This is a genomic window from Agromyces binzhouensis, from assembly GCF_004135055.1.
Classification (GTDB): Bacteria; Actinomycetota; Actinomycetes; order Actinomycetales; family Microbacteriaceae; genus Agromyces; species Agromyces binzhouensis.
In genome coordinates this window covers 1-740 of sequence record NZ_SDPL01000723.1, presented here as the reverse complement: position 1 = coordinate 740, position 740 = coordinate 1, and the positions used below count along the sequence as shown (strand labels likewise).

Here is a 740-nt window from a genome sequence, read left to right as displayed (position 1 = left end):
CGTCGGCGTGACGGCCCCGGTGGTCGAGCGGGTGCGGCCGTCGCCCGCGACGCGCCCGGCCTGGCAGAGGTTCGTCGCCGTGGGCGATTCGGTCACGGAGGGCCTCTGCGACTCGTCGCGGATGGCCGCGGGGGAGTACCGCGGCTGGGCGGACCGGTTGGCGATGCTGCTCGCGCAGTCGGCCGGCGGCATCGGCTATGCGAACCTCGCGGTGCGCAGCCGGCGCGTCGCGGACGCCGTCGACGTCCAGCTCCCGCGCGCCCTCGACCTCGGGGCCGACCTCGTCACGGTGCTGATCGGCGGCAACGACCTCGTGCGCGTCGGCGCACGGGCCGAGGCGCTCGCGGATCGCGTCGGCGACGCCGTCGACGGCCTCCGGGGGGTCGGGTGCGACGTGCTCGTCGTGACGCCGTTCCTGCCCGCGCACGCACGGCTCGGTTCGGTCCGGGTCGCGTTCGAGCGGTTCGCCGAGCGCCTCGTCGCCCGCGCCGACGGGGCGGGCGCGATGGTCCTGGACGCGTCCGCCCACGGTGGGCTCACGGCGCGGGGCATGTGGGCCGAGGACCGCGTCCACCTGAACTCCTCGGGCCATCGGGCGCTCGCGTACGCGGCGGCCGACGTCCTGGGCGTGCCGGATGCCGCGGCCCTCGCCGGACTCGACGCGGTGCTCCACGGCGACGCGGAGGAGCCCGACGCGCCGCCGCTGCCGGACGCCGAGTGGCTGGTGCGGCATGCGATGC

Annotated in this window: 1 protein-coding gene; it reads left to right on the top strand. The window is 77.4% G+C overall.

Annotated features, from left to right (window positions below; all coding sequences use genetic code 11):
- Positions 1–79: 79 nt before the first annotated feature.
- Positions 80–740 (top strand): SGNH/GDSL hydrolase family protein (locus ESO86_RS17885; RefSeq protein ID WP_165308376.1); only part of this gene is annotated, 661 nt, incomplete at its 3' end.